The sequence below is a fragment of the Vibrio sp. QJM3NY_26 genome (genome assembly GCF_057786005.1).
In genome coordinates this window covers 3,306,534-3,329,629 of the sequence record NZ_CM173515.1, presented here as the reverse complement: position 1 = coordinate 3,329,629, position 23,096 = coordinate 3,306,534, and the positions used below count along the sequence as shown (strand labels likewise).

Genomic DNA, 23,096 nt, shown 5'->3' with positions numbered 1-23,096 from the left:
TAAAAATAAAGGATAGGTTTTGTCTTACGTTCAAGCCGACGCACTCACCGCAGAAGTGGTCGCGGAATATTTACGTGATAACCCAGATTTTTTCCAAGACAGGAAAGGTTTGGTTGATCGCCTTGCTATCAATAATGTTGAGCAGGGCGCTGTTTCTCTGGTGGAGGTTCAGCTTAAACGCCAACGCCACCGAATCGAAGAGCTAGAGGAAGAAATCACTGGCTTGATGTCGTTGGCAGCGAATAACGATAAAACCTTCTATGAATTTATGGATCTGCAAGCTCACGTGCTGAAATGCAGTGACTTTATGCAGGTTATCAAGGCTGTTGAACAAAAAGCGTTAGATTTAGGGTTGAAGGCCCATGTACGAATTCTCTCGCAACCTGGCTTTTATAAGCTGAGTGAAGACCGCTATTCGAAGTTTTCGCTCAACCATTTCAATGGTAAAGATGCTTATCTAGGACGCTTGAGAAAAGCCGACAGACACGATTTGTTTGGTGATTTCCAAGTTCCAGAGCTAGGCTCTTATGTAGTACTACCACTTGCTAAGCAGTCTCCATTGGGTTTGCTTGCCTTTTCTAGTGAAGATGGCGGACATTTCCAACCTCATATGGATACGCTATTTTTACGCCATTTAGCACTTGTTGTGTCTCATTTGGCGGACACCTTACCTTGGCAGATAAATAATGAGCCTAGAGCCCAAAATACCTCTTCCTAACAGCCTTCAAAAGCCACTTTCTCGCTTCTATGAATATCTCAGAAGCGAGAAGGGACTCAGCCTACACACCCAACGTAATTACAAACAACAACTTGAAACTATGGCCGCTCATTTGGTCACACTTGGACTGAAAGATTGGGGCCAAGTAGACGCGGCGTGGGTAAGACAACTTGCCAGTAAAGGCATGCGTGAAGGAATGAAAGCGAGCAGTATCGCGACGCGCTTATCTTCATTACGCAGCTTCTTTGATTTCCTTGTGTTACGTGGCGAAATGACCGCAAACCCAGCCAAAGGGGTTTCTGCACCTCGCAAACAGCGTCCTTTACCTAAAAATCTCGATGTCGATGAAGTCGGACAGTTGCTTGACGTGAATGAAGACGACCCATTATCGATTCGTGATCGAGCGATGATGGAGGTGATGTATGGTGCAGGTTTACGTCTCGCTGAACTGGTTGGCATCAATCTTAAAGATGTGTTGGGCCGGCAAGGCGAAATCCGAGTGATTGGTAAGGGCGACAAAGAACGTAAAGCACCGTTTTCAGGATTGGCTAAAGAGTGGGTCGATAAATGGCTCAAAGTGCGCGGTGATCTTGCTTCTCCGGGAGAAAAGGCCCTGTTTGTGTCCAAGTTAGGGACCCGGATCTCCCATCGCAGTGTGCAAAAGCGCATGGAAGAGTGGGGTAAGAAGCAATCCGTTGCGAGTCATATTAGCCCGCATAAACTGCGTCACTCCTTTGCAACTCACGTGCTTGAATCGAGCCAGAATCTTCGTGCTGTCCAAGAGTTGTTGGGGCATGAAAACATCTCGACAACCCAAATTTATACTCACTTGGACTTCCAGCACTTAGCTCAAGCGTATGATGAGGCTCACCCTCGAGCACGTAAGAAGAATAAAGAATAGATTAAAGGTTTTACTATGCGAATTTATCGAGGGTTGAAGCCCATCAAAGCCATGACCTTTGACTTGGATGACACCCTGTATGACAACTGGCCTGTGATCATGAAGGTAGAAAAAGAGATGGCGCAGTGGCTTTACCAAAAGCACCCAGTGTCGGCTTCTTTATCGCTTGAAGAGTGGCAGGGCATTAAGCAGCAAGTCGCCTCTGAAAACCCAGCTTTAAAGCATGATGTTACTGTTTGGCGTGAAACACAGATTAAGAGTGGCTTACTGCAGTTGGGCTACTCTCAGCAACAAGCTGAACAGGCGGCTCGTGAGGGGATAGAACATGCTTTGTGGTTGCGCAATCAAGTCGATGTTCCTCAAGAAACGCATCGAGTGATGGCAGAACTTAGCCAACGCATTCCTTTGGTTGCGATTACCAATGGCAATGTCGATCCACATAAAATTGGTTTAGGGCAGTATTTTCAACGAATCCTTAAAGCTGGCCCAAACGGTAGAGCAAAACCTTACCCAGATATGTTTGATAAAGCGCAACAATACTTAGATGTTGATGCCATCAACATTCTTCATGTCGGCGATCATCTTAGAACGGATGTTTACGGAGCTAAGCAAAATGGCTTCCAAGCATGCTGGTTTAATGACATTGGTTCCAATTTATACCTCTCTTCGAAGGCGAGTGTGCTGCCTGATGTTGAAATAGAGCAACTTAGCGATCTTATGCGACTAATTTAAAGACCTCTGTAAGCTTATTGTGTCGCATTTATGATATTGAATTGTTACATTAGTCGCAATTAAATGCCTGTTTAGGCTAGGATAATTGGCGACTACTTTTTATCGATTCATTTCAGTCATAGCAGTGGTTGCGGGTTCTTCACTTCACTCTATTTCGATCAAGGGTTGGCATGCAAACATTTACATTTCTCGCAAATACTGAGGAGCTATTTAAATCTCAATTTGATCAGCGAGAGTGGTGTGACAGCAAACAATATCTTATTCAACTTTTCTCTGCCCAATCTTCTGATGTGGCTCGTCGAATCGCGAGTGTTGCTCTCAATCGCCTAAGCAATGCCACCTTAATTGGCCAAAGTGCGCGTCATGTTATCTGTGACAATTGTCTTGAGAGTAGTTGTACCTTAATCATTATTAGTGAGTTTAATGAAACCCGTTTAACCTCCGCGGTTCAGCCTTTTACTGGTAACCCAAACCAAGACAGCCAAGAGCTCGCTTCTCGACTAGATCTCTCGAAAGATGCTAAAACGGTCATCAGCCTATGCGATCAGGTTGAAGGTCGTGATTACCCTATCTATAGCGCCTTTGAAAACCTACCCTATACATTGCCTGTTGCTGGTGGCTTGTGTCATGAGAATGAATACGGGCGTTGGGTTATGCATAATGAACAGACCTACCAACACGCTTGTGTGGCGGTGGCTCTGACTAACCCCAGATTGAAGGTTTGGTCAGATGCCTATTCTGAGTGGAACCCGATCGGGATGAAGCTACGAGTCACACATGCAGTCGGAAATCGCTTATACGCGTTGAACGACAAGCCGGCTATCGACGTATTCAAACATTATCTTGCTGATGGTAAAGATCTCCCTTTCAGTCAGCTGATGAGCTTTCCGCTTTATCGAGAGCTTGGCAGAAAGAAGGGCATATCGACACCGCTGCGCATTAATGATGATGGCAGTATCGAGTTTGATAGTCCTTGGCATGTCGGCGAAGAGGCACAGTTTTGTTATAACCATCCTTCTTTGACCGCAGAAAAAGTGCGTCACGGCGCTGAGATGCTTGCCATGCATCAGCCGGAATCGGTGATCATCTATAACTGCGTCTCTCGACTTGAATTCATCGACAGTAAACTTGAGCTCAAGCCATTTGAGGGGATAGTAAACGCGTGCGGCGCATACTGCATGGGCGAGCTATACCGCAACGACGATCGCCAAGAGATACTGCATCACAGCCTCACCTATATTGCGATGAGAGAGTCGGACGAGATTAATGAGTTTCGTTGTGAAGATTTCCAGCGTGACTCAACGGTATCGCCACTGCTTAATCTCGTCAGAAATGCGGTGGCTGATCTCGACAGTATGAACACGCAGATGGAGAAAAAACTTCATCAACAGGCGCGTCGTTTAACCGAAAGCTACCGCATTGATTCCCGCACCGGGCTACCCAACCGTATCGTGTTAAAAGAGCGTCTCAATACGATTCTCTTCAGTGAGCACTTACTGACGTTAAAGTTGACTAATTTCCATCAAGTTAACGAGAAGTATGGTTACCAAGTGGGTGACCAGCTGTTACTTGATCTGTCTAATCATTTTGTCGAGCGATTACACCTTAGTGTGGCTAAAGAATCTCAGGTGAAAGTAGAGCTGTTCAGCATTGGTGTCGGCGAATGGGCGATCATTTTTAACGCCAATGTTGGTTGCGATAAAATAGAGCAACGTTTCGTTGAGTTTGCTGACGATATTGAGCACATCAATTTTGAGCCATATGGCTTGGCTGATATTGATTACCTGTCAGTTTCTCTGTGTGGCGGCTTCGCTAGTCGTTGCGACTTCCTAACTGATAGTGGTGATGAGATCTTATTGAAAGCGATCGAAGCTCGACGTTATGGGGTCAGGAATAACACTCACATCACCAATGCTAAAGACATTCAGGTGAGTGAAGAAGATCGTAAAGAGCAACTCGGCTGGCTGAGCTGTGTAAGTCGTGCGATTTTAGATCAGAACATCATCACTTATTCCCAGCCAATTGTGGCGTCCGGTACTCACGAAATGATTGGCCAAGAGTGCTTGGTCAGAATCATGGAGTCAGACGGTACCATTGTGCCACCAGGTAAGTTCTTACCTATCATTGCCGACACGCACCTTTACACTCGCCTCAGCCGACACATGATTAAGAACACCATCGGTTATATGGCGGATAAGCAAAGCTCATTTTCTATCAATCTATCCCCACAAGATTTGTTGAGCGACAAGACGCTTGAGGTACTCGAGACCGCCATCAGTGCTATGAACGATCCCACTCGACTTGGCCTAGAGGTTCTTGAGTCTGAGCAGATTAAAGATTACGGTCGTATGATTGAGGTGTGTGATCACTTCCGTGCTCTTGGGGCGAGAATCATTGTTGATGACTTTGGGTCTGGCTATTCCAATATTGATGAGATCATTAAGCTTGAGCCGCAGATTATCAAGCTCGACGGTAGTCTGATTCGCAACATCGACAAAGACCAAAAACAAAGAAATATCGCCTCTCAGTTGGTTCGCTTATGCCAGGTGTTTAATGCGCAAACCGTCGCTGAATTTGTCCATAACCAACAGGTTTGTGAGATAGCAGAGCAAATGGGTGTCGATTATCTGCAGGGTTACTACTTTGGTGAGCCTAAGCGACTGTTTTAGTTGTTAAAGCTTTCCGTATCCTATTGTGACTTGCTTTAAAAAGTGTTCTGCCGCTATTGGTGACTGTTTTGGGTGGAATCAATGATGTCTAACTAACGTCACATTATTTATAAGACGATCGTAAGTATTCCGTGCAAGCCTTATCTATAATAAGCACAATAACCAATCATTAACGTAACGATTAATGTGAATATGCAATCGACCTCTCTCCTGATACAAGATATAAAGCAAACCCAGCGTGAATTGCAAAAGATAGATTTTCATCAACATGAAGACCTACTGATTCAGGTGTTTTCTTCTTTCGAGAAAGGTTCGGTTTTGGCTGCCTGCCAAGTGATTCAAGCGACTTTCCCTAATGCTAGGCTGATTGGCTGTAGTGCAAACCACTACATCAGCCAAGGCGTCATCCTGCATCAAGGTCTCTATCTTATTGTCACTCGCTTCGATGCGACCTCTTACACTTGTGGCGTTGTCGAATACAGCAAGCAACCACTATTAGATAGTCAATCGATGTGGCAGCAGCTTGAGTGTAATACCAATACTCAAAATATCATCTGTTTCGCCGATAGCTTGCAGATAAACAACCGCGACTTATTTTCAGCGTTTGAACAATCGAGATATTCATTGCCTATTTGTGGCGGTGCATCGACCATCACAGATAATGGGCGATGGGTAATGCTAGAAGGCATTTGCTATGAGAATGCTTATGTGATGTTGGCGTTGCACAGTGTCGAGCTCGTAACCACCAAGGGTTATTACACCGAGTGGAACCCTATTGGCCGCACTTTTCGTGTCACTGGTGCTCAAGATAACCGGTTGGCTGAATTGGATGGTATGCCTGTTCGCGATCTTTATAATCGCTACCTTGCTGATGGCCTCGAAGTACCTTTCGAGCAACTGCATAATTTCCCCTTGATGGTCGGCGACCCGAAAGAGCAAAACATTCACTTGCCACTCAAGGTGAGAGAATGTGGAGAGATAGAATTTAGTGGTCATTTTCAGATTGGTGATGAGGTCAGGTTTTGTTACGACCACCCTTCACTGACCTTGGAGCAGATCCGACTCGGTGTTCAACAGATTGCCTCTCATAGACCGGAGCAGTTTTTTATCTACAACTGCACCTCTCGTATCGATTTTATTGATGGTAACCAAGAAGTAGAAGTCTTCCAGAAGCTCGCAGACACCTATGGTGTGTACTGCATGGGAGAACTCTATCAAGATCGTGGCCAACAACGAATCCTGCATCATAGCCTCACTTATCTCGCGCTTAGAGAAGGTGAAGGCAAGGCTGTACAGCCATTAGAGACACAACCCACGACCAACATATCGCCTCTGTTTTCATTGATTCGAAATGCACTGCTTGATGTTGATGACATGAACAATAGCATGGCGAGTAAGATTCAGCAGCAAGCGACCGCATTGACGGCGAGCTACCGAATTGATCGTCGCACTGGGTTACCCAATAGAAGTGTACTGCGTGAGAAGCTGTCACAAATGAGCTCTGACAGTCATTTGTTGGCTTTGAAGGTCACCACATTTGGTCAAATCAATGAGAAGTATGGTTATCGAGTAGGTGACAAACTTCTGCATGATCTGAGTGAGTACTTTCAGAAAGCACTGTGGCAGTTTTTTGATGAGGGTTGCCAGCTCTACAGTATTGGTATTGGTGAGTGGGCGGTGGTGTTTGATAGTTGGGCCAGCCAAGAACACATTCATCAGCGTTTCTCTGAATTTTCAGATCAAACCGAGCATGTTAATTTTGAGCCGATGGGGCTACCCGATATCGATTATCTTTCGGTTTCGGTCTGCGCAGGTGTCGCGAGTCGTCGCGATTTCCCTACGACCTCCATTGATGATTTATTACTGAAAGCGATTGAAGCTCGACGCAGCGCGGTGAGTCAGAATAAACATCTGGTGAGTGCCAAGGCGTTAATTCAATTAGAGAAGCATCGCCAAGAACAACTCGGTTGGCTATCGTGTGTCAGCCGCGCGGTGCTCAACCAAAATATTGTTGCTTGCTCGCAACCCATTGTATCGGCGCATAGTCATCAAGTAGAAAGCTACGAGTGCTTGGTTCGAATCGAAGAAGATGGTCAGCTGATCGCTCCGGGTAAGTTCTTACCAATCATTGAAGGAACCCACCTCTATACGCGCCTGAGTCGCCAAATGATAACGCGCACTTTTGATTTTATGAGCCAAAGAACGGACTCGTTCTCAATTAACTTAGCGCCACAAGATTTCAGCAATGAGAAAACCATTTTACACCTTGAGCAAGCCATCAAAAAAATCAGTCACCCACAGCGTATTGGTTTAGAAGTGTTGGAAACCGAGCAAATTCAGGATTATGGTCGCTTGATCGAGGTGTGTAATCACTTCCGAGATCTTGGTGTGAATATTATTGTCGATGACTTTGGTTCAGGCTATTCGAACATTGATGAGATATTGAAACTGGAACCACAAGTGATAAAGCTTGATGGCAGTTTAATTCGCAATATCGATAAGGATAAAAAGCAACGCAAGATAGCGCAACAGCTGGTGAGCTTATGTCAGATTCTGAATGCTAAGACGGTGGCTGAATTTGTTCATAACGAACAGGTGTGTCGAATCGCAGAGGATATGGGGGTCGATTATTTGCAGGGTTACTACTTTGGTCAGCCTCAACGCTTATTCTGATAGGGAGAGTAAAATCTCTTTTCAGCGAACAGCCAGCGTGTGCGTTTCACGTGAAACACTAAATGGTTCAATAGATTAAAGTACGATGTGAAAAGGGTGAGCTTACGGCTCACCCTTTTTGTTTTTAGTATCTGTCCCGCCCTGAAATGTGCTTATTGCCTTCTTACGCTCCTGCTTGATCTATTTGAGAGCGTGGCCACATTTGTCGGCGTGGAATACTTTTAGATACTGTTGGTAGTAGTCATCAATGAGCTTGGCAGGTTCACTTTCACCTAAAGATTTGAGTAACTCAATACCCACTTCGCAAGTACACAGATGGCCACTGTCTTGATTGCGGCGCAAGGTGTAAGAGGATTCGCTGGTAATGTTGAGGTGAACTTGTGGGACAGCTTGTAACCACGAGCTCTTGTTAAGCATCTTCTTCGCTTCTTGCCATGTGCCATCCAAGATAATGAATAGCGGTTTTCGACTCATGGCTTGGGTCGTCATTGCTTGCTGACACTCGATGCTTTGATCACTCGGGAATAAAAGAAACGGTTGTCGTGTTTCATCTTCAAGCAGCGCCATTAGCTTGGCTGGTGGTGCTTTCCTTTGCCACACAATGGACTGACACTGCTCAAGGGATTGCTGAAGCAACTTTCCGGTGTTGGTGTCTCGCGACAGCTCATTCTCATGAGTCAGTAGTACAAGATCGGTTTGGCTTTCAACCGTCGGTATTAGATGACAAACGCACTGGTGAGTGAAGCCACAACCATGGCAAGCTTGTTGGTTACTCATCTTTACAGCTTAACTCCACTTTGTGTAGGTGATACACCATCAGCAAACAAAACCACATCGCTGATATCAGCATCATCTGCAATTGGAGCAACACTTGGGTTGAGTGGGTAGCTCACACCAGAGTATGACAATGTGTGTTTCGCAGGTGTTGCACCGCCGCCGCTGACATTGAAGATCAGATCTTGCCAGCCGTGGTTTTGTGATTTACCTAAGCGTATGTCGCCCTTAACCAATGTCACTCGACTATTGAAGCGCCAGTTATCTTGATGATTTTCAAAAATAAGCAGTGTACAGCCACCAGAGCCACACCAATCGAGCTGGGCAAACAGTTCTTCCTTACCATCGCCATTTAAGTCGTAGGTTAACCAGCGGTACTTGGTATCGTCAGGTGAGCTGTTGTTGATCTTAAAATACTCACGGATCGCTTGGTCGACTTGTTGATCAAGTTGATCACTGGAGTTCACCTGCTTTGCGGTTAGATCAACGTTAGCGGTGGTGTTTACTTGCGCTTGTGCATTCTTAGCTTCGAATAGCACCAGACCGCCATTGGCAATCGGGTAGACAACGTTGCCCACTTTCTCTTTTTCAGCGACCAGCTTGCCGTTATCGAGCGTGAAGATGCGCTCGGAGATTAAATACTGTTGCTGGTGGCGAGTCATAACCACTTGTACCTGATTTTGGTTCAGTTGCTGCCAGAAGCCTTGTTCAACAATAGAAGGGTCTCCATTGCTGTACGAGTATGTCGTAATGGCGCTATGGTCATCGTTGAGCTCAAGGTTGATAGAGAATCCAGTGTTCTGCGTTGAGCTAGCGAAGTAGAGTCCGCTCCAGTCCAATGTTGGATCTTGGTTAGAGACCGTTGCACAGCCATTATAGTTACTGTCATTGAGGTTAAGCTTGGCATGCCATCCATAGATAGAATCGCTCATGCCGTCGCTGCAACTCTCTTTTGTAAGGTTGAGTTTGCCTTGCGCTGCTTTACCTTCTAATTGGTAATCACGACTGCTTGGTGTGGTGCGGCTTGATTCAATATCGAGGATCTGTGGCTGCTCGCCCATCTTAGTGTATTTGAGCTGGTCTTTATCGAAGCTTGCTGACCAGAAGGGTTCATTGCCGAATACACGTGTTGAACGTAGGGGTTGGTCACAACGATCAGGGTTTTCTGCGGTGAGGATATTCACTTGATCAACCACGAAACGTGCCGTGAAATCTGCGTTATACCCTGTTTGGCTCGGTACGGTTAGATGACCAATCAGCTCGCCGTATAAGGCTTGGTAAGGTCTCGTTGAGAGCCCTTGTGCTTCTAATGCGAGTTCTGGCGTTAAATCTAACCAGTATTGTTGTTGGCTACCGCAAGGGGTGAAGGTTCGGCTTTCATGGCCAACCACAACCTGACCGCGCATGATGAAGGTTTGCGGTTGAATGCTCAGTGGCTCATCCAAGGTTGCTGGTGGTAATTCGGGTTGTTGTGGCGTATCTGGTGCCGTTACACAGCCTTGCAAAGCAAACGCGGCTAGCCATGTCACTGGGTTTTTCATTACCTTCATGTTATATCTTCCTCGGAGCAACCGTTAATTGGATTTATTATGGCATATTGGTTATTTAAAACAGAACCCGACACCTTCTCTATTCAGACTCTGAGAGTACAAAAAACCTCTTGTTGGGAGGGTGTACGCAACTATCAGGCTCGAAACATGATGCGCGATGACGTTAAGCTTGGAGACCTGGTGATGATATACCATTCATCATGTAAGAAAGTTGGCGTAGCGGGGATCGCTAAAGTAACCAGAGAAGCCTACCCAGACCATTTTCAATTCGATCCAGAAAGTGATTACTACGATGCCAAGTCTTCGCCAGACAACCCGCGCTGGATAATGGTGGATGTCGAGTTTGTGCGAGTAACTGAGCGCTTGATCCCTTTAGCAACGTTGAAAGCTATGCCTGAGCTAGCAGAAATGCCGTTGGTTAAACGGGGCAATCGATTATCGATCATGCCGGTTACAGAGCAAGAGTGGCAGGCGATCTTAAGCAAAGAAGTGCTAGGTTCTCGTTAGCATTAGAGAGAGCTTTTTACGTAAGGTTCAAAAAAGGCAGCCATTGGCTGCCTTTTTATTTATTCAGATCTCTTCGACGAGATGAGGTTAGAGCAGGTGCTTTTCTAGGTAGTGCGCAACGGCGTCGTCTGCGCTGCTGCCAATCACTTCATTGTCTGGCAAAGCTTTAAATACTTTCTCATGCGATGTACCCATCACTAAGCCTTTGCCTGCCATAGCCAGCATCTCGGCATCGTTCATTCCGTCACCAAAGGCAATACAGTTATCCAGTGTCAGGTTCAGTGACTTCGCAACAGCGTCTAAGGCATGGCCTTTAGAAACTTCAGCGGCCATCACTTCTAAACACCAAGGCGTTGAAAAGGCGATGTTCAGCTTGTCGCCAAAAGTATCTCTTAGCTTTTGTTCAAACGTGACGAGATATTCGTGGTCCTGTTCTGGGTGAGTGAAAAAGACTTTCGCAATACCTTCGCTTGGTGCATTTTCTGCTTCAAAGCGCTTGTAGCTAAAGCCAGACTCACTGTGGAATTTTGCCAGCATTTCGTCTTCACGGTCCAGTAGCCAATCTTCATTCTGGTACATGTGAATAAAGAGATTTGGATCTTGGCGAACAATATCGATAACAGGTTGAACGAGTTCCTGAGGCACGTTCTGGCTATACATCAGTTGATCGTTCTGGTCATGCACGCGTGCACCGTTTGAAGTGATCATGTACGCCGGAATACCTGCGATCTGACGAATACCCGCCACATCGACGTGGTGACGACCCGTAGCGAAGATAAAGGTATAACCTTGGTCGTGTAATTTCTTAAGTGTTAGCTTGGTAAAGTCGCTTAGCTGATGGTTGGGAGCCAAAAGCGTACCATCTAAATCAGAAGCAACAATTTTCACGGAATCTTTTAGTGCAGGAATACTCATTTAACCCTCATTGCAAAAATGCTTAACCAATATCGACGCTAGCCAACGCTAGAATCGTTTTAACTACAATATCTCTAGGTAGAAATTGTATGCCAATTTCATGCAAGAAAAGAGGGCAAAGCTCACTTACTTCTCTTCCTCTTTAGCACTTATGTTCTTGGTCGGTTACTCAGCTTATTCGCTTATTCGCTTATTCGCTTATTAGTTTATTAGCTCTAGGCAAAAAACTGATTGATAGCATTCAGTGTTTGATTGCGATATTCGTCTTTCTCAAACAGCACCTCATGCTTAGACCCTTCAATGGCCTTAAACTGGCAGGCTGAGTTGGTTTTCTTCAGTTTATTGATGAACTTCACTTGAGCGCTGTTGCTGACAATCTTCTCTTCTCCAGCTTGAATCAATAACAGTGGGATCTTGATTTGACGAGTTTGTTGTATCGCCTGCTTCGCTGCCATTAACCCTTGCCATACCCAGCGAGTGCTTGGTCCGCCAACCTGCAAAGAAGGGGATCCGTCATACAAGCAACGGAACCAGTGATAGCGTACCTTGCTGTGGCTGAGTAAGTTATTTTCGAAGGGCTTAGAGTAGTACGCTTGCTGCCCCGGGGCATAAGTCGGCTTAGCATAGAAAGCGGTGAGTACTTGCCCAACAACCATCGCGATGGGCTTGAAGTACCATTCAGTCTTAATCCCAAACATCGGAGCGCACAGAGTAACTTTGTCAAATGGGTGATCGGGGTGAGTTTGTAGATAGCGAGTAGCTATGGTGCTGCCCATTGAATGTGCCAGTAGGTAGCGATTGGAGTATCGGCTTAGGTCAAAACTGGCAATGACGTCAGACATGTCTGAGGCGTAATCATCAAACTCATGAATGTGACCAATGTCAGAGTCTGTTACCATACGTTCCGACTGGCCTTGACCTTGGTGGTCAAATGAATAAACGTCATAGCCTTGCTGATAAAAATCATAAAAGAGTTCTTGGTATTTCAAGCAACACTCAATGCGGCCATTTGAAATAACAATGGCTTTGGTGTGCATTGGTGAGGTTAGGCTACACCAGTACAGCTTCTTTTTACCTGATGATGTGACATACCCATCTTTACGTTGTTGCCAAAGGGCAGGGATCGGGTGTTTAATCGCTTGCTCGAACTCAGGTTCTTGCGTGTACGAAAATGGGGCGGCACTGTGGTTTTCCATGGGAAATTACCTGAACTGATGCATGTGAGAGCTTTATCGCTACTAATGTTGTTAGATTAAAGAACTAGTAAGGAAATGCAAATGGATACTCATGTTTGGCTTGCTTATGTCGTCACGGCGATATTGTTTAGTTTGGCTCCGGGCTCAGGTACCGTTAACTCAATCAGCAATGGGCTAAGTTATGGCACCAAGAAGTCACTTGCGTCGATCGCCGGCTTACAGCTCGGTCTTGCATTCCACATCATGCTGGTGGGTGCAGGTATTGGTGCTCTGGTGGCTCAATCTGCGTTGGCGTTCACCATCATCAAATGGGTAGGTGTGGTTTACCTTGTTTGGTTGGGTATTCAAAAATGGCGTGATAATTCTAGCTTGGTGGCTTCAGAAGAAAGCTCAACGCTATCGAGTGGTAAGCTGCTTAGAAATGCCGTGCTTATCAATCTAACTAACCCAAAATCTATCGTGTTTTTGGTGGCTCTGTTTCCTCAATTTATCGATCCTACACAACCGCAAGCACCGCAGTTATTAGTGTTAGGAGTTACAACAGTATTCATTGATAGTGTTGTTATGTTGGGCTACACATCATTAGCTTCACAAATGGGACGTTTTATTCGTTCTGATCGTATAATGAGTAAGATAAATAAAATATTTGGTGGTATGTTCATGGGTTGCGGTGCCTTGCTTGCTGCCGCTAAAGCTTAGTAAAGCAATACAGTTATAGATGAATCAATAGAGTTATAGATAAATGACCGCTACCTACGTTGCTCGACAACCTATCTTAAACCGTAACAAGAACACGCTTGGTTATGAGCTGTTGTTTCGCGACGGAGAAAGGAATGCCTACCCAGCGCATATTGAGTCTAATCGAGCAACGTACCGTCTGATTGTTGAGAACTTCTTATCGGTTGGGCATAACCCTTCGATTCCATCTTCGCGCTGTTTTATTAATTTCCCTCATCAAAGCTTGATTCGTCGGCTTCCTTTAGGCTTGCCGAAAGACAAGGTTGTGGTCGAGATTCTTGAAACCTGCCAACCGACGGATGAGCTGTTAGAGGCGGTCAAAGAGCTCTATCAAGCGGGGTACATGATTGCCCTAGATGACTTTACCTCTACGCCAGAATGGGAACGATTCCTTAAATACACGCATATTGTTAAGCTCGATATCATGCAAATGGGCTTGGATGAAGCGTGTGATTTGGTAAGAGCTCATCAAGGGAAGAAGTTTAGCTTTCTGGCTGAACGAGTCGAAACTGAACAAGAGTTTAAGCAAGCGAAAGAGGCGGGTTTTAAGTTCTTCCAAGGGTACTTCTTCAGCAAACCTGAAATCATCAAGACCAAGTACATTAGCCCTGAGCAAGTAATTGCGATGGAGCTGTTCCAAGAAGTGTGTAAGCCGGAAGTCAACTTCCAACGTGTCGAAAGCATCGTCGCAAAAGATGTCGCCTTATCGTATAAGTTACTGCGTTTTGTGAATACCATGTCACCTCGCCTTGAGGTCACCATCTCTTCGTTCCGCCAGGCTTTGGTTTATCTGGGGCAAGAGAAGCTGAAAATGTTTGTCTCGTTGGCAGTGGCGTCTTATGTCTCTGATAAAAAGCCAAAAGAGCTATATGGCTTATCGCTTCAGCGAGCTCAGTTCTGCCAACGTATGTCTCGTTATCAGGCATTTGAAGGGCATGCCGAGCAAGCCTTTATGATTGGTTTGTTCTCGTTGCTTGATGCGCTGCTCGACTTGTCGTTAGAGAATTTAGTTGAGCAACTGCCTTTGTGTAAAAGTATCAAGGTGGCTCTGTTACGTAGAGAAGGGCCATATGGAACCTTGCTGGCCCTTGAAGAGAGCTTTGAACATGCCGATTGGCAGCAGATGGATGAGCACTGTGCTCATTTAGGATTGAGTGTGGAACAGGTTAAAACTGAGCTCACCGAAGCTCGACGCTGGAGTCATAACGTAACCAATCAGCTCTGATTTATCTTCGTTAAACTTTTATGACAATTATAACGCACGCCTTGACGTGCGTTTTTTTACACCTATCATATATGCATATCCATATATGAGTATGTAGTTATGCTTCCTCACCAATTTTTTAAATTACTGTCCGATGAAACGCGAGTGCGTTGCTTAATGTTGATAGTTCGCAATGAGTGCTTATCGGTTGGTGAGTTGACTCAGGCATTGCAAGAAAGTCAGCCAAAGGTTTCACGCCATCTTGCGCAGTTGCGTTCAAACGGCATTTTGACTGATGTTCGCCAGGGGCAGTGGGTGTTTTACCGCCTGTCACAAGATTTACCAGGTTGGATGCTAAAGTTAATTGACGACCTTATCGCATCGAACTGTTTGAAAACTGAATACCAGCAAGATATTGAGCGCTTAGAAGCCATGACTTCACGCCCTCAATGTTGCGTTTAATTTAATATTTTTAGATTCACCACGAGCTGAGAGAATAGAAAATGACAGTCAAAGTAGGTATCAATGGTTTTGGTCGTATCGGCCGTTTAGCACTTCGCGCAGGGTTTGATTGGGCGGAAATCGAGTTCGTACAGATTAACGATGTGGCTGGCGACACCGCGACATTGGCTCACCTTCTTGAGTTCGATTCGGTTCAAGGTCGCTGGAACCACGAAGTCGCGGTTGAAGGCGATGAGATGATCATCAACGGTCAACGCATTAGAACTACGCAAGAGCGCGACATCGATGCGATCGATTGGTCTGGTTGCGATGTTGTCCTTGAAGCGACCGGTGTTCACCGTAAGGCATCTTTCCTAAATAAATACCTTGAGCAAGGTGTGAAGCGCGTTGTGGTATCGGCGCCAGTGAAAGAAGAAGGCATTGCAAACATCGTTGTCGGTGTGAACGACAATATCTTCGACCCAGCTGTACATAAAATCGTAACCGCAGCATCTTGTACAACCAACTGTCTCGCGCCAGTGGTTAAAGTGATCAACGAGAAGCTGGGTATCGAAAATGCAGCTTTCACCACTATTCATGATCTAACTAACACGCAAACGATTCTTGATGCGCCCCATAAGGACTTACGCCGTGCACGAGCATGTGGTATGAGCCTTATCCCAACAACAACGGGCAGCGCTAAGGCGATTGTTGAGATCTTCCCAGAGCTTGAAAACCGTATCAACGGCCACGCGGTTCGTGTACCACTAGCGAATGCTTCTCTGACAGACATCATCTTCGAAGTGAAGCAAGACACCACAGCAGAAGAAGTCAACGCGATGCTGAAAGAAGCGTCTGAGAATGAACTGAAAGGCATTCTTGGCTTTGAAGAGCGTCCACTGGTTTCTATCGATTACAAAGGCGACCAACGCTCAACCATCGTGGATGCACTATCAACGATGTTGGTCGGTAAGCGCATGGTTAAGATCTACGCTTGGTACGATAACGAGATGGGTTACGCAACACGTACCGCTGAGCTGGTTCGCACTGTCGGTTTAGCATAAGCCTGCGTACTTAAGAAATAGTAGAATCTGGAGATTACACAATGACACATCCAACATGGCAACTAGACCTAGAGCAAGGCGCGCTAATCCTGACTCCGTGCCCAGGCACAAAAGAAGCAACGCTTGATGCATCACTGGCTCAGCTAAAAGAGCAAGGCGTTGAAGCTATCGTGACAGCACTTGATGACCATGAGCTTGCAAGCAAAGACGTGGCGGCACTTGGTGAAAAAACACGTGCGCTAGGCATGCAATGGTTCCAGATCGAAATCGAAGATGACTGTGCACCGGGTGCTGATTTTGCTGCGAAGTGGCAAGCAGCTAGCCCTGCGTTGCATCAAGTGGTTGATAACGGCGGCAAGGTAGCAATGCACTGTATGGGCGGTTCTGGCCGCACTGGCTTGCTGGCTGCACACCTGCTGTTAGAGAAGAGCTGGGACATGAGAAAGATTGTTCAAGAGGTGCAGGCACTGCGTCCGGGCGCATTTACTAAGCCCATTCAGGTTGAATACATTAATGGCGTAGCGAACAGCTAATAAGCCATTGTTGTTATACAGGGAGCTTTTGGTATCTGGAGTGTTGAACTTATCATGATCCAAAAGCTCTTTTTGTTTAGATTGCAGAGATAGCGTTATGTTTTCAAATCTAAGTAAGAGCGTTCGCCAATATATGTTGGTGACTTTCAACTACTGGAACTTCACCATTACTGATGGTGCACTTCGTATGCTGGTGGTTCTGTATTTTTACGACCTTGGCTACAGTTCACTAGAAATCGCCTCACTGTTCCTTTTCTATGAATTCTTTGGTGTGGTGACCAACCTAATCGGTGGCTGGTTAGGGGCGCGTCTTGGCCTCAACAAGACCATGAACATCGGGTTAGGGATGCAAGTCGTCGCCTTGGGTATGCTCGCGGTGCCATCAGCCATGTTGACCATTCCTTGGGTAATGGCGGCGCAGGCTTTGTCTGGTATTGCTAAAGACCTCAATAAGATGAGTGCCAAGAGCTCGATTAAGACTCTGGTACCTGATGAACAGCAGGGTGCGCTTTATAAGTGGATAGCGATTCTGACCGGCTCTAAGAATGCGCTTAAAGGCGCAGGGTTCTTTATTGGTGGTTTGCTGCTTTCAACAATTGGTTTCCAATATGCAGTGCTTGCGATGGCTGCTGTACTGACATTGGTGTTCATCGGCAGCTTGGTGAGCTTAGAAGCGGACATGGGTAAAGCGAAAACCAAACCTAAATTCAAACAGATCTTCTCTAAGTCTGAATCCATCAACATCCTATCTGCTGCGCGTATGTTCCTGTTTGGTGCTCGTGATGTGTGGTTTGTGATTGCTTTGCCCATTTACCTAGGCAGCGTGTTTGGATGGGATCACTCATGGGTGGGTGGCTTCTTAGCGGTTTGGACCATCGCATATGGCTTTGTGCAGGGCATTGCACCTAAGATTACGGGTAAAGCACAAGGCAAGGTGCCTGATGGACATGCAGCGTTGTTATGGGCGGGGGCGTTGGCTATCGTGACTGCCGGTATTGCCTATGCGGTGCAAATTGGCTGGCAACCCGAGTTCGTTATTATCGGTGGCTTGATGGTGTTTGGTGCCATCTTTGCGGTGAATTCATCGCTGCACTCATACCTTATTGTGAGTTATGCGAAAGGCGATGGCGTTTCTCTTGATGTCGGTTTCTATTACATGGCAAATGCAATGGGCCGTTTGATTGGTACTATCTTGTCAGGGTTGGTATTCCAAATGGCCGGTTTGTCTGCGTGTCTGTGGGTATCTTTTGCGTTCTTAGCGATAACGACGGTGATCTCTCTGCGTTTACCGAAAGTGCCGCAAATCTCAGCGGCATAAGCTTAAGCCGTACGAGCTAAATTCGCGATAAGCCTCTCCTTTAACACTAAGCTGACTTGGTATTTATTCCGGTCAGCTTTTTTATTGCTATAGTAGAATGATTGAATATTAATCAGGCATTTACATGAAGCAGCGAATTCTCTTTTTTGATTTAGCACGATGTGTCGCGGCCGTAGCGGTTATCGCGATTCATGTTTTGGCGCCTTATCGCAATGAATTAGGCACCATTCCTTTCGGTGAATGGCTGACCGCCATTACGGTGAACGGTTTCAGTCGTTGGGCGGTGCCGGTGTTCATCTTGATTACTGGTGCTCTGATGCTGAGTGATCAGCGCCCGTTTGACGCCAAGTACTACCTCAAGCGTCGTTTGGGTAAGGTGCTGATCCCTTTCATTGTCTGGTCGCTGTTCTATACCTATCTATCGGGTTGGTCTGCGATGGGCTTTGATGCTGACGTCAGTTGGGATGTGCTACTCAATAGCTATCATCACTATACCTACTATCACCTTGGCTTCTTTTATTACTTTATCCCGCTCTACTTTGTGATTCCTTTTTTACAGATCATGGTCAGAAAGTACGGTGATAGATCTGTCTACGCCTTTACGGCGGTCTGGTTGTTCACAACATTACTGTTCTTATTGAAAATCGATGGCCCTTGGAGTCATGAGTTGTGGTTGTACACTGGCTACTTACCGTTGGGTTATCTGCTGTATAAGATTGTTCCACTTAATAAGATGACTGTCGGCGTGAGTGTGTTACTTGGTGGGTTAGCGTTACTGACCACGGTTTACATGGTGGTTGATGCAAGTTTGGTAGCAGAAGAGTACACGGTAGGGCGCTGGCTATCTTACAAAACGTTGAATACCGTATTAGCAGCGAGCATGGTGTTCATGGTATGTCGTTATTATGGTGAAGGCTTGTCTGAGAAGAGCAATCAAGTGGTTGGTTTTATCAGTAAACACAGCTTAGGTATTTATCTGCTGCACCCGATTTTCTTGTGGCCAATGAAAGAGTTCGGTTGGTACCAAGGACACCCTGCTTGGGTTATTCCATTATGGATCGTGATCAGCGGAGCTGGCGCGTTATGGATGAGCTGGTTGGTCTCTAAGTCAGAGAGAACGCGTTGGTTATTGCCTTAGCGGTAGGGGCTAAGGCTTTTTGATGGGTTGCTTAGAGGAGACAGTTGAGGCGGCTAGGGTTAGCGCTTCAACGCAAAGTGTAAGAACTTATCGCCTTGGTAGGTTAAGGTTCCTTTGTCGCCAGGGTTAAGGGCGTGGAAGTAGTGGATGCCGACTTGGAATTCTCGTTTTGGACCAACGACACCACGTTGAACGTAAATCCAGTACTCTTGATCTTCTTGGCCTGGTTCTGCATCAGGAAGGTCGATGGATTGTTTGTCTAATACCGTGACATTCACTTTCTTTTCTGGCGCATTTTCACCTTGCGAGTGTTTTCGATAGAAACCAATAAATACCCAAGCCGCTAGACCAGCAAGTGCAAAGATGGCAAAAAAGAGTGAATTAGGCATATAACCTCCATGTAGTCGTGATGGTTATTCTAGTCTTTCAAGCAATAGGGATATGTGTTTAAAGCTGTTATTCGTGAACTGTTGTAAGCCAAGCTGATTATTTTTCGGCAGACATCACATTTAGTGGCTTGTTTGGGATAAAGCATTGTTATTTATTGTCTCTTTCTCACGTAAATATCAGTAAATTTGTATAAAAATAAGGGAATGCTCGACTAGAATTATAGTGTGGAGTGGGAGGGCCAAGATGACCGATATTGAAAAAGTGGTGACAAGAACTCGCAATATAGAGAAGTTATTGAGGCTTCAATATCATGCCGAAGGCGAAGGATTGCATGAGCTTGTAACAAGCTGTGAAGAAAGGCTACCGCACGATATGGTGAGCAAGCTGCGTTATATCGCAACGTGTCGTAATAAGGTAGTCAATGAACATGAGGCTAAGTTGGAAGACCAACATAAGTTCATCATGATGTGTAACGACTGTGAGAAGGAGCTAACTCCACGTAGTGGTCGCTTTATCTGGCGAGTTGCGATCTTACTGATGATGGCAATGACTTTAGCAGCCGCGGGTTTCTATTATGCGAACTGGGATGTGCTAACACTGCATCTGTTTTCGAAGTGAAAAAATTGAACAAAAAAAGGGACGCTCATGGCGTCCCTTTTTTTATTTGTAACTTGCTTAGTACATCATCGGTAGTGTCATTAGACCTACAACTACCGCGATCATTACAAGTCCTTGTCTTTGCGAAGATGAAATCATAACACTACTCCTAAATTTGGTTGTCTCTCGCTATGTTTTAAAGAATAGCTCACTTATAGGTTTAGATCAAGAATTACTTTCGAAAGCCCCAAAAGTAGTAGAAAACTATTAGTTTTTGGCTTGTTTGACTCTGTTTAACTGTGTGTTTTGGTGTGTTCTTATTTTGTTCGTTGTGATTCATGTTTGTTCTTATTTGTTTTAAGTTGCTGTTTTATAATAGTTGTTATGTGTAATTTATATTGTTAAAGGTTGTTAAACTGTATTAATAGGGGTTGGTGGTGGTGAGGTTTGATTTGGTTTTGTTTTTGGGTTTTTAGCTCGATTTTGGTGGTTGTTTTGACACGAGGCTTGGGAAATTCTGACAATTCAAGGTATGAGGAAAACAAGTTTCTCACTTTACAAACCTAGAGTTGTCTGGGGTTTTTATTCGCTAGTTAACTCTAATTTTTTGTTTTTAAGTATTTGTTTTTAATAATTTTTGGTTGGATATTTTTTAACTTTTAACTATGATTTTTGGCGGTATTTAGTGGTTTATCGGGATTTCAATGATCGAGAAGTGCCGAAAATTGAAAGCTGAGTCGTGTAACGCCGTTTTAAAGGGGTTTTACGGCGAATCGCTTTAGTTTTAAACGAATCACCGCTATCTCCGCGTAATTGTCATGGCTTTAACTGAAAGGGACTCTTTTTAGTGGAAGCGTAATCAAGATCCAATTTTGAGGGGCTTAGGCTTTACATCAACACTCGTGTGCCTAGACTGGCGACGTTTTAAAGCAATAGGGCAATGGGTATGTGGAGTTGGTTAGCGGTTTCTTTATCTGGTATCGGAGCGATAGCAGGGACGAAACATGGACATATCGGTCAGGCCTTAGTGTACAAGGTGTTTACCTTTGTTTTGTTGGCGGTAGTGGCGGTCACTCAATCGATCGTTGCTGAATATACTTATTGGATTGTCGCTGGCTTAGCTATCTCGGCTGTGGCTGATGTTCTACATACGGTGACTCAAAAACGACCACTTCATTTTGTCTGTTTTTTATTGGCTCAACTTTGTTATAGCAAGGCATTTTGGTTACAGCTCTCAGGAGAGATGGTTTGGTGGTTGTTTGCATTATTGTTGGCTGCCTGCGTTGTCGCTTTCTTCTTACTTCTTCCGCGCCTAGATAGATTGGTTTTTCCCGTGGTCATTATGGGCATTGTGCTTATCCAGCTGGCTTGGGCCTCTGGTGAGGTTTGGTTGCTTGAGCCTCAGCTATCACACGCGGTTGGTTTTGCTGGCTGTAGCGTGCTGCTGCTTTCTGCACTGGCGTATGCTCTCAATTGCTATCGTAGTCCAATCAAGGGCGCTTATCTTTGGGTGACGGGCAGTTACTTTCTCGCACACGCTCTCATTGTTGCTTCCCTTACCATTTAGGGTAGAGCTAGCTTAATTCTGAGCTACATCAAGGCAGCTCAGATGAAAGTAGGTACTCTACGTCTACTTCATTAAACATGAGATAGAGTTATGACTACCGAAATTCATGCACACAATGTTTTAAACCTACTGAGTGAAAACCCCCTGACCCGTGAAGAGTTGACGCAAGAGCTCGCTCAAACTTACGGCGCAGAAGCTCGCTTCCATACGTGTAAGCTAAATGGTCTGGATTTAGAAGGCCTGCTGAAATTTTTCCTGAAGATGGAAAAAGTCGTAGTTGTTGATGACAAACTTTGCACCAATCGCGAACGCGTGTGTAACCACTAATCTCGAGTAACAACTGGTTTTTTGAGCCCTTTGACTTTTATATAAGAAGAGTGGATGCGATGTTTCGGCTCCACTCTTTAAATTATATCTTCTAACTTTCTATCTGCTCTCGCAAAATTCCCTTCTAATTACGTAAATTAATCCTTTTATTACTGCGTTCGAAAATCAATGTTGAGGCTGCTATACTCCGCGCACTTACGCTTTCGAGACAAACTTATGGAAATTTTATCTGCAGCGACCATGCTGTTTCTTATTATGGATCCGCTTGGCAATCTACCAATCGTGCTCTCTATCCTTAAGCATATTGATCCGAAACGTCGCCGTATTGTTCTTGTTCGTGAACTGATGTTTGCGCTGATTATCCTGCTGTTGTTCTTGTTTGCTGGCCAAAGCATTATGAACTTCTTGCACGTGCAGCCTGAAACCTTGAGTATCTCTGGTGGTATTATTCTGTTCATCATCGCGATTAAGATGATTTTCCCTAGTGCAGGCAGTATTACCGGCCTCGCGGCGGGTGAAGAACCATTTATTGTGCCGATGGCGATCCCAATGATTGCTGGCCCTTCAGTGATTGCGGCATTGATTCTGTTGTCGACACAGCACCCTGACAACATGTTAGAGCTTTCAGGCGCAGTGATGCTGGCTTGGGGCGCGACCTTCTTTATTTTGATGTTTAATGGCTTCTTCCTACGAGTACTGGGTGAGAGAGGCCTTAAAGCCATCGAACGCTTGATGGGCTTGTTACTGGTTATGCTGTCGACGCAAATGTTCCTAGATGGCGTAAAGGGCTACATGGGGTAACATCAGTATCATTGCTGAATAAAAAAAACGCCGCTCAAATGAGCGGCGTTTTTGTATCTGAGCTTAAGTTTTATTACATCATGTGTTTGCGTCTGATATCGAGGAGAGCAAAGACTCCGAAAATCAATATTGACCACTTCTCCCAACGTGACATTTCGATCTTATCGCCAAAAGCACCGATGAAAATCAGCATCTGCAGGCCGTGCATGAAGAACAAGAATGCTGTCATGATATAAAGCGCAATCGCAGCATTACCTGGGAATGGGTATAAAATATTTACGATTAAGATAAACCAAACAAAGGCGATGGCTACTTTTGCTAGTGGAAGTAAGAACTTCATTCA

General features: G+C 45.3%; 23 protein-coding genes. 17 read left to right on the top strand and 6 right to left on the bottom strand.

Annotated features, from left to right (window positions below; all coding sequences use genetic code 11):
* The first annotated feature begins 19 nt into the window (after nt 1–19).
* From AC3CH4_RS14915 to AC3CH4_RS14895, 5 genes are all read left to right on the top strand, one after another.
* Nucleotides 20–718 carry a DUF484 family protein gene (locus AC3CH4_RS14915; RefSeq protein ID WP_065205723.1) on the top strand — a complete coding sequence of 233 codons (699 nt, stop codon included), beginning with the start codon at nt 20–22 and terminating at the stop codon, nt 716–718.
* Nucleotides 687–1,619, top strand: coding sequence for a tyrosine recombinase XerC (gene xerC / locus AC3CH4_RS14910; RefSeq protein ID WP_108111926.1), 933 nt, complete (start codon nt 687–689; stop codon nt 1,617–1,619). Before AC3CH4_RS14915 ends, xerC begins: the two co-directional genes overlap by 32 nt.
* Nucleotides 1,620–1,634: 15 nt before the next feature.
* Entirely contained in the window at nt 1,635–2,351 is a 717-nt protein-coding gene (gene yigB, locus AC3CH4_RS14905; RefSeq protein WP_017090345.1) for a 5-amino-6-(5-phospho-D-ribitylamino)uracil phosphatase YigB, read from the top strand.
* Between the two features lie 170 nt (nt 2,352–2,521).
* Entirely contained in the window at nt 2,522–5,020 is a 2,499-nt protein-coding gene (locus tag AC3CH4_RS14900; RefSeq protein ID WP_488543088.1) for a bifunctional diguanylate cyclase/phosphodiesterase, read from the top strand.
* A gap of 192 nt (nt 5,021–5,212) precedes the next feature.
* A complete protein-coding gene (locus tag AC3CH4_RS14895; RefSeq protein ID WP_488543639.1) occupies nt 5,213–7,693 on the top strand; it encodes a bifunctional diguanylate cyclase/phosphodiesterase in 2,481 nt (826 codons plus the stop codon).
* Nucleotides 7,694–7,873: 180 nt separating this feature from the next.
* Here the strand turns inward: AC3CH4_RS14895 and AC3CH4_RS14890 are convergent, their stop codons facing one another.
* Nucleotides 7,874–8,470 (bottom strand): tRNA-uridine aminocarboxypropyltransferase, encoded by a 597-nt coding sequence (locus tag AC3CH4_RS14890; RefSeq protein ID WP_488543087.1) that lies wholly within the window; start codon nt 8,468–8,470, stop codon nt 7,874–7,876.
* Nucleotides 8,471–8,472: 2 nt separating this feature from the next.
* Nucleotides 8,473–10,017, bottom strand: coding sequence for a COG3650 family protein (locus AC3CH4_RS14885; RefSeq protein WP_488543086.1), 1,545 nt, complete (start codon nt 10,015–10,017; stop codon nt 8,473–8,475).
* Between the two features lie 39 nt (nt 10,018–10,056).
* Between AC3CH4_RS14885 and AC3CH4_RS14880 the strand changes: the two genes are divergently transcribed.
* Entirely contained in the window at nt 10,057–10,524 is a 468-nt protein-coding gene (locus AC3CH4_RS14880; RefSeq protein ID WP_017096078.1) for an EVE domain-containing protein, read from the top strand.
* Between the two features lie 87 nt (nt 10,525–10,611).
* Here the strand turns inward: AC3CH4_RS14880 and AC3CH4_RS14875 are convergent, their stop codons facing one another.
* Nucleotides 10,612–11,439 (bottom strand): Cof-type HAD-IIB family hydrolase, encoded by an 828-nt coding sequence (locus AC3CH4_RS14875; protein ID WP_114634112.1) that lies wholly within the window; start codon nt 11,437–11,439, stop codon nt 10,612–10,614.
* Nucleotides 11,440–11,654: 215 nt separating this feature from the next.
* Nucleotides 11,655–12,635, bottom strand: coding sequence for an alpha/beta fold hydrolase (locus AC3CH4_RS14870; RefSeq protein WP_114634111.1), 981 nt, complete (start codon nt 12,633–12,635; stop codon nt 11,655–11,657).
* Nucleotides 12,636–12,716: 81 nt separating this feature from the next.
* Here AC3CH4_RS14870 and rhtB point away from each other — a divergent pair, with 81 nt between their 5' ends.
* The 7 genes from rhtB to AC3CH4_RS14835 all read left to right on the top strand — a co-directional run bounded on the left by rhtB (nt 12,717) and on the right by AC3CH4_RS14835 (nt 19,071).
* On the top strand, nt 12,717–13,334 hold the full coding sequence (rhtB, locus tag AC3CH4_RS14865) for a homoserine/homoserine lactone efflux protein (protein ID WP_004736604.1): 618 nt from the start codon (nt 12,717–12,719) through the stop codon (nt 13,332–13,334).
* 43 nt (nt 13,335–13,377) lie between these two features.
* The gene (locus AC3CH4_RS14860; protein ID WP_004736603.1) at nt 13,378–14,598 is read left to right on the top strand and encodes an EAL and HDOD domain-containing protein; all 1,221 of its coding nucleotides are present in this window, start codon (nt 13,378–13,380) and stop codon (nt 14,596–14,598) included.
* A gap of 99 nt (nt 14,599–14,697) precedes the next feature.
* Entirely contained in the window at nt 14,698–15,039 is a 342-nt protein-coding gene (locus tag AC3CH4_RS14855; RefSeq protein ID WP_017104736.1) for a metalloregulator ArsR/SmtB family transcription factor, read from the top strand.
* Between the two features lie 41 nt (nt 15,040–15,080).
* The gene (locus AC3CH4_RS14850; RefSeq protein ID WP_171313192.1) at nt 15,081–16,082 is read left to right on the top strand and encodes an ArsJ-associated glyceraldehyde-3-phosphate dehydrogenase; all 1,002 of its coding nucleotides are present in this window, start codon (nt 15,081–15,083) and stop codon (nt 16,080–16,082) included.
* A gap of 41 nt (nt 16,083–16,123) precedes the next feature.
* Entirely contained in the window at nt 16,124–16,615 is a 492-nt protein-coding gene (locus AC3CH4_RS14845) for a cyclin-dependent kinase inhibitor 3 family protein (RefSeq protein WP_488543085.1), read from the top strand.
* A 97-nt stretch (nt 16,616–16,712) separates the two neighbouring features.
* Nucleotides 16,713–17,933 carry an organoarsenical effux MFS transporter ArsJ gene (gene arsJ, locus AC3CH4_RS14840; protein ID WP_065682858.1) on the top strand — a complete coding sequence of 407 codons (1,221 nt, stop codon included), beginning with the start codon at nt 16,713–16,715 and terminating at the stop codon, nt 17,931–17,933.
* A 124-nt stretch (nt 17,934–18,057) separates the two neighbouring features.
* Nucleotides 18,058–19,071, top strand: coding sequence for an acyltransferase (locus AC3CH4_RS14835; RefSeq protein ID WP_102454216.1), 1,014 nt, complete (start codon nt 18,058–18,060; stop codon nt 19,069–19,071).
* Between the two features lie 59 nt (nt 19,072–19,130).
* Here AC3CH4_RS14835 and AC3CH4_RS14830 read toward each other — a convergent pair whose 3' ends face one another.
* A complete protein-coding gene (locus AC3CH4_RS14830) occupies nt 19,131–19,460 on the bottom strand; it encodes a DUF2500 domain-containing protein (protein WP_004736596.1) in 330 nt (109 codons plus the stop codon).
* Nucleotides 19,461–19,704: 244 nt separating this feature from the next.
* On the opposite strand from AC3CH4_RS14830, the gene AC3CH4_RS14825 reads away from it, so the two are divergent.
* From AC3CH4_RS14825 to AC3CH4_RS14810, 4 genes are all read left to right on the top strand, one after another.
* Nucleotides 19,705–20,079: a hypothetical protein gene (locus AC3CH4_RS14825; protein ID WP_004736595.1), complete on the top strand. Its 375-nt coding sequence runs from the start codon at nt 19,705–19,707 to the stop codon at nt 20,077–20,079.
* A 925-nt stretch (nt 20,080–21,004) separates the two neighbouring features.
* Entirely contained in the window at nt 21,005–21,625 is a 621-nt protein-coding gene (locus AC3CH4_RS14820) for a lysoplasmalogenase (RefSeq protein ID WP_237300784.1), read from the top strand.
* Between the two features lie 90 nt (nt 21,626–21,715).
* Nucleotides 21,716–21,952, top strand: a complete 237-nt coding sequence (locus tag AC3CH4_RS14815) for a YecH family metal-binding protein (RefSeq protein ID WP_488543084.1) — start codon at nt 21,716–21,718, stop codon at nt 21,950–21,952.
* Nucleotides 21,953–22,168: 216 nt separating this feature from the next.
* Nucleotides 22,169–22,753, top strand: a complete 585-nt coding sequence (locus tag AC3CH4_RS14810) for a YhgN family NAAT transporter (RefSeq protein ID WP_009848232.1) — start codon at nt 22,169–22,171, stop codon at nt 22,751–22,753.
* Between the two features lie 73 nt (nt 22,754–22,826).
* Here AC3CH4_RS14810 and AC3CH4_RS14805 read toward each other — a convergent pair whose 3' ends face one another.
* Entirely contained in the window at nt 22,827–23,093 is a 267-nt protein-coding gene (locus AC3CH4_RS14805; RefSeq protein ID WP_488543083.1) for a DUF1145 domain-containing protein, read from the bottom strand.
* Nucleotides 23,094–23,096: the final 3 nt, after the last annotated feature.

What these genes read in the sequence shown, in the direction of transcription:
- AC3CH4_RS14810 (WP_009848232.1), top strand. Translation starts at nt 22,169, where the DNA reads ATGGAAATTTTATCTGCAGCGACCATGCTGTTTCTTATTATGGATCCG.
- AC3CH4_RS14815 (WP_488543084.1), top strand. Translation starts at nt 21,716, where the DNA reads ATGACTACCGAAATTCATGCACACAATGTTTTAAACCTACTGAGTGAA.
- arsJ (WP_065682858.1), top strand. Translation starts at nt 16,713, where the DNA reads ATGTTTTCAAATCTAAGTAAGAGCGTTCGCCAATATATGTTGGTGACT.
- AC3CH4_RS14805 (WP_488543083.1), bottom strand. Translation starts at nt 23,093, where the DNA reads ATGAAGTTCTTACTTCCACTAGCAAAAGTAGCCATCGCCTTTGTTTGG.
- AC3CH4_RS14830 (WP_004736596.1), bottom strand. Translation starts at nt 19,460, where the DNA reads ATGCCTAATTCACTCTTTTTTGCCATCTTTGCACTTGCTGGTCTAGCG.
- AC3CH4_RS14895 (WP_488543639.1), top strand. Translation starts at nt 5,213, where the DNA reads ATGCAATCGACCTCTCTCCTGATACAAGATATAAAGCAAACCCAGCGT.
- AC3CH4_RS14885 (WP_488543086.1), bottom strand. Translation starts at nt 10,017, where the DNA reads ATGAAGGTAATGAAAAACCCAGTGACATGGCTAGCCGCGTTTGCTTTG.
- AC3CH4_RS14860 (WP_004736603.1), top strand. Translation starts at nt 13,378, where the DNA reads ATGACCGCTACCTACGTTGCTCGACAACCTATCTTAAACCGTAACAAG.
- rhtB (WP_004736604.1), top strand. Translation starts at nt 12,717, where the DNA reads ATGGATACTCATGTTTGGCTTGCTTATGTCGTCACGGCGATATTGTTT.
- AC3CH4_RS14850 (WP_171313192.1), top strand. Translation starts at nt 15,081, where the DNA reads ATGACAGTCAAAGTAGGTATCAATGGTTTTGGTCGTATCGGCCGTTTA.
- AC3CH4_RS14820 (WP_237300784.1), top strand. Translation starts at nt 21,005, where the DNA reads ATGTGGAGTTGGTTAGCGGTTTCTTTATCTGGTATCGGAGCGATAGCA.
- AC3CH4_RS14900 (WP_488543088.1), top strand. Translation starts at nt 2,522, where the DNA reads ATGCAAACATTTACATTTCTCGCAAATACTGAGGAGCTATTTAAATCT.
- AC3CH4_RS14845 (WP_488543085.1), top strand. Translation starts at nt 16,124, where the DNA reads ATGACACATCCAACATGGCAACTAGACCTAGAGCAAGGCGCGCTAATC.
- AC3CH4_RS14875 (WP_114634112.1), bottom strand. Translation starts at nt 11,439, where the DNA reads ATGAGTATTCCTGCACTAAAAGATTCCGTGAAAATTGTTGCTTCTGAT.
- AC3CH4_RS14870 (WP_114634111.1), bottom strand. Translation starts at nt 12,635, where the DNA reads ATGGAAAACCACAGTGCCGCCCCATTTTCGTACACGCAAGAACCTGAG.
- AC3CH4_RS14855 (WP_017104736.1), top strand. Translation starts at nt 14,698, where the DNA reads ATGCTTCCTCACCAATTTTTTAAATTACTGTCCGATGAAACGCGAGTG.
- AC3CH4_RS14880 (WP_017096078.1), top strand. Translation starts at nt 10,057, where the DNA reads ATGGCATATTGGTTATTTAAAACAGAACCCGACACCTTCTCTATTCAG.
- AC3CH4_RS14825 (WP_004736595.1), top strand. Translation starts at nt 19,705, where the DNA reads ATGACCGATATTGAAAAAGTGGTGACAAGAACTCGCAATATAGAGAAG.
- xerC (WP_108111926.1), top strand. Translation starts at nt 687, where the DNA reads ATGAGCCTAGAGCCCAAAATACCTCTTCCTAACAGCCTTCAAAAGCCA.
- AC3CH4_RS14890 (WP_488543087.1), bottom strand. Translation starts at nt 8,470, where the DNA reads ATGAGTAACCAACAAGCTTGCCATGGTTGTGGCTTCACTCACCAGTGC.
- AC3CH4_RS14835 (WP_102454216.1), top strand. Translation starts at nt 18,058, where the DNA reads ATGAAGCAGCGAATTCTCTTTTTTGATTTAGCACGATGTGTCGCGGCC.
- yigB (WP_017090345.1), top strand. Translation starts at nt 1,635, where the DNA reads ATGCGAATTTATCGAGGGTTGAAGCCCATCAAAGCCATGACCTTTGAC.